The organism is Pseudomonas sp. XP1 (assembly GCF_053557675.1).
Map to the genome: position 1 here is coordinate 244,358 of NZ_JBNRIJ010000002.1, position 4,398 is coordinate 248,755.

Annotated in this window: 4 protein-coding genes; 1 reads left to right on the forward strand and 3 read right to left on the reverse strand. The window is 62.4% G+C overall.

The annotated features are described in order from the left end of the window. The 3 genes from ACK1U9_RS03460 to gcl all read right to left on the reverse strand — a co-directional run. Positions 1-847 (reverse strand): 2-hydroxy-3-oxopropionate reductase (locus tag ACK1U9_RS03460; protein ID WP_449109702.1); only part of this gene is annotated, 847 nt, incomplete at its 3' end. 177 nt (positions 848-1,024) lie between these two features. Then, on the reverse strand, positions 1,025-1,807 hold the full coding sequence (gene hyi, locus ACK1U9_RS03465) for a hydroxypyruvate isomerase (RefSeq protein WP_003259508.1): 783 nt from the start codon (positions 1,805-1,807) through the stop codon (positions 1,025-1,027). 68 nt (positions 1,808-1,875) lie between these two features. After that, complete coding sequence (gene gcl / locus ACK1U9_RS03470) at positions 1,876-3,651, reverse strand: glyoxylate carboligase (protein ID WP_085601235.1); 1,776 nt, start codon at positions 3,649-3,651, stop codon at positions 1,876-1,878. 256 nt (positions 3,652-3,907) lie between these two features. Between gcl and ACK1U9_RS03475 the strand changes: the two genes are divergently transcribed. Then, positions 3,908-4,348, forward strand: a complete 441-nt coding sequence (locus ACK1U9_RS03475; protein WP_046615026.1) for a GlcG/HbpS family heme-binding protein — start codon at positions 3,908-3,910, stop codon at positions 4,346-4,348. Positions 4,349-4,398: the final 50 nt, after the last annotated feature.

Genomic DNA, 4,398 nt, shown 5'->3' on the forward strand with positions numbered 1-4,398 from the left:
TGATCAGCGCCGAGTGGTCCCAGTTGCCGCCGCCCAGGGCCTGGCAGGTGTTGAACACTTGCTGGGCATTGGAGGTGTTGGGCAGGTTGATGCCCAGTTCCTTGGCACCCTGCAGGGCCAGGTTCAGGTCCTTCTGGTGCAGGTTGATGCGGAAGCCTGGGTCGAAGGTGCCCTTGATCATGCGCTCGGCGTGCACTTCGAGGATCTTCGACGAGGCGAAGCCGCCCATCAGTGCTTCACGTACCTTGGCCGGGTCGGCGCCGTTCTTTGCGGCGAACAGCAGGGCTTCGGCAACGGCCTGGATGTTCAGGGCAACGATGATCTGGTTGGCCACCTTGGCGGTCTGGCCGTCGCCATTGCCACCGACGCGGGTGATGTTCTTGCCCATGGCTTCGAACAGCGGCAGGGTGCGTTCGAAAGCTTTCGGGCAGCCGCCGACCATGATGCTCAGGGTCGCGGCCTTGGCACCGACTTCGCCGCCGGACACCGGGGCGTCCAGGTAGGCAGCGCCAGTGGCCTTGATCTTCTCGGCGAAGGCTTTGGTAGCGGTAGGGGAGATCGAGCTCATGTCGATCACGACCTTGTTCGGGCCCACGCCTTCGGCCACGCCGTTGTCACCGAACAGGACGCTTTCGACCTGCGGGGTGTCGGGGACCATGACGATGATGAACTCGGCTTCCTGGGCAACTTCCTTCGGGTTGGCCAGGGCCACGGCACCGGCGGCGATCAGGTCGGCCGGGGCAGCGTCGTGGTGAGTGGAAACGAAGATGCTGTGACCTGCTTTCTGCAGGTTCTGAGCCATGGGCTTGCCCATGATGCCGGTGCCGATGAAACCGATTTTAGCCATGAGAGATTACCTCGTTGTATTTGTTGAATCTCGATGGAGCAGACTGCCTGGGCACCCTGTGGGAGCGGGTTCACCCGCGAAGCAGGCACCGCGGTGGATGGCACCGGCTTCGCCGGTGTTCGCGGGTGAACCCGCTCCCACAGTGTCCTGCGTCCCGCAGAGGGCTGTGCTCAGCCTTTAGATTGCGTTATGGGTCTTCAGCCAGCCCAGGCCCGCTTCGGTGGTGGTCAGCGGCTTGTACTCCGCGCCCACCCAGCCCTGGTAGCCGATGCGGTCCAGGTGCTCGAACAGGAAGCGGTAGTTGATCTCGCCGGTGCCTGGCTCGTTGCGGCCGGGGTTGTCGGCCAGCTGGATGTGGTTGATCAGTTTCAGGTTGGCTTCCATGGTACGAGCCAGGTCACCTTCCATGATCTGCATGTGGTAGATGTCGTACTGCAGGAACAGGTTGTCGCTGCCAACCTCGGCCTGGATTTCCAGGGCCTGTTTGGTGGTGTTCAGGTAGAAGCCGGGGATGTCGCGGGTGTTGATCATTTCCATGACCAGACGGATCCCGGCGGCTTTCAGCTTGTCCGCGGCGTAGCGCAGGTTTTCCACGAAGGTCTTGCGCACGGTGGCGCAGTCCGGGCCTTGTGGGCGAATGCCGGCCAAGGCGTTGACCTGGGTGTTACCCAGCACCTTGGCGTATTCGATGGCCTTGTCGACACCGGCGCGGAATTCCTCGACACGGTCAGGGTGGCAGGTGATACCGCGCTCACCCTTGGCCCAATCGCCCGCCGGCAGGTTGAACAGCACCTGGGTCAGGCCGTTGGCGTCCAGCTGCTGCTTGATCTCGGCAGCGCTGAAGTCGTAAGGGAAGAGGTATTCGACGCCGCTGAAACCAGCATCGGCAGCAGCCTTGAAGCGGGCCAGGAAGTCCTGTTCGGTGAACAGCATGGACAGGTTGGCAGCGAAGCGAGGCATGTTGTGTCTCCTTGCGATGAAGGCCCCCGGCGCCCTCAGGTAGGGGCCGGCACGGGGGCGTCAGGCGATCAGTCCAGCAGCGAGATGGCGGTTGGCGCGTCGTTGCCGACCAGGGCCAGGTCTTCGAACTCGTTGACCGCGTTGATCTCGGTGCCCATGGAAATGTTGGTCACACGTTCGAGAATCACTTCGACCACCACCGGTACGCGGAACTCTTCGGCCATCTTCTGTGCCTTGAGCAGGGCAGGGGCGATCTCGGCCGGCTCGAACACACGAATGGCCTTGCAGCCCAGGCCTTCGACCACGGCGACATGGTCGACACCATACGTGGCGGCGTCGGTCGAGTTGATGTTCTCGAACGCCAGTTGAACACAGTAATCCATGTCGAAGCCACGTTGCGCCTGACGGATCAGGCCCAGGTAGGCGTTGTTCACCAGTACGTGCACGTATGGCAGGTTGAACTGTGCGCCCACCGCCAGCTCTTCGATCATGAACTGGAAGTCGTAGTCACCTGACAGCGCGACCACCTTGCGCTTCGGATCGGCCTTGACCACACCGAGGGCGGCAGGGATGGTCCAGCCCAGCGGGCCGGCCTGGCCGCAGTTGATCCAGTGGCGTGGCTTGTACACGTGCAGGAACTGCGCGCCGGCGATCTGCGACAGACCGATGGTGCTGACGTAGCAGGTGTCCTTGCCGAATACCTGGTTCATTTCTTCGTAGACGCGCTGCGGCTTGACCGGCACGTTGTCGAAGTGGGTCTTGCGCTGCAGGGTGGCCTTGCGCTCCTGGCAGTCTTGCAGCCAGGCCTTGCGGCATTTCAGCTTGCCGGCGGCTTTCCACTCGCGGGCCACTTCGAGGAACACGTCCAGTGCCTTGCCGGCGTCGGAAACGATACCCAGGTCCGGGGTGAACACGCGGCCGATCTGGGTCGGCTCGATGTCCACGTGCACGAACTTGCGGCCTTCGGTGTAGACGTCGACGGAACCGGTGTGGCGGTTGGCCCAGCGGTTACCGATACCGAACACCAGGTCGGATTTCAGCAGGGTGGCGTTGCCATAGCGGTGCGAAGTCTGCAGGCCGACCATGCCGACCATCTGTGCGTGGTCATCCGGGATGGTGCCCCAGCCCATCAGGGTCGGGATTACCGGTACACCGGTCAGTTCGGCGAACTCGACCAGTTTGTCGCTGGCGTCGGCGTTGATGATGCCGCCACCGGCTACCAGCAGCGGGCGCTCGGCGTCATTGAGCAGGGCCAGGGCTTTTTCGGCCTGTACGCGGGTGGCGGATGGCTTGTGTACTGGCAGCGGTTCGTAGGCGTCGATGTCGAATTCGATTTCCGCCATCTGCACGTCGAACGGCAGGTCGATCAGTACCGGGCCTGGGCGGCCGGTGCGCATTTCATAGAAGGCCTTCTGGAAGGCGTAAGGCACCTGGCCTGGTTCCAGGACGGTGGTGGCCCACTTGGTGACCGGCTTGACGATGTTGGTGATGTCGACAGCCTGGAAGTCTTCCTTGTGCAGGCGGGCACGTGGTGCCTGGCCGGTGATGCAGAGGATCGGGATGGAGTCGGCGGAGGCACTGTACAGGCCGGTGACCATGTCGGTGCCGGCTGGGCCGGAGGTGCCGATGCACACGCCGATGTTGCCTGGGTTGGCGCGGGTGTATCCCTCGGCCATGTGCGAGGCGCCTTCGACGTGGCGAGCGAGGACGTGATCGATGCCACCGACTTTCTTCAGGGCCGAGTACAACGGGTTGATGGCAGCCCCCGGGATGCCGAACGCGGTATCTACACCTTCACGGCGCATGACCAGAACGGCTGCATCGATTGCTCTCATTTTGCTCATGGTTTGTGCCTCATCGATTTTGTAATTGTATACAACTTGCTTTGTGCCAGAGTGTATTCACGGCTGGCCGCTCAGGTCAACGGGTTTTCGTCGGACAAGGTCGCTTTCGTTCAAGCGCCCGTGAAAACGGGCGTTTGCAATCTCGCATACGATCGTTTCAATTTATTGTATACAAAAATAGATTCAGTTGTGTTCTATTGGCTTACCGGTTTTTCACCTGCCCTCAGGGCTTCTACAACAAGAAGAGGACCTTTCCATGAACGCTTTGAACCTGAAAGTCGCGGTCAGCCTGGTAAATGCCGCGCTGGCGGCGGGCCGCAAGATCAACGCCGCGCCACTGACCGTGGCAGTGCTGGATGCCGGCGGCCACTTACTGGCGCTGCAGCGCGAGGATGGCGCCAGCCTGATCCGGCCGGAGGTGGCTACCGGCAAGGCCTGGGGGGCGATTGCCCTGGGCAAGGGGTCGCGTCTGCTGGCGCTGGACGCGCAGCAACGGCCGGCGTTTTTTGCTGCGCTGAACGGGTTGGGCGAGCGGCCGGTTGTGCCAGCGCCGGGTGGTGTGCTGGTGCGTGATCAGGACGGCAAGGTGCTGGGTGCGGTAGGGATTAGCGGCGATACGTCGGATATCGACGAGCAGTGCGCGATCAGTGCGATCGAGGAGATGGGGTTGAAGGCGGATGCGGGGGTAGCAGCCTGATTCTCTATTGCCTGTACCGGCCCTATCGCCGGGCAGCCCCCACCCCCAAA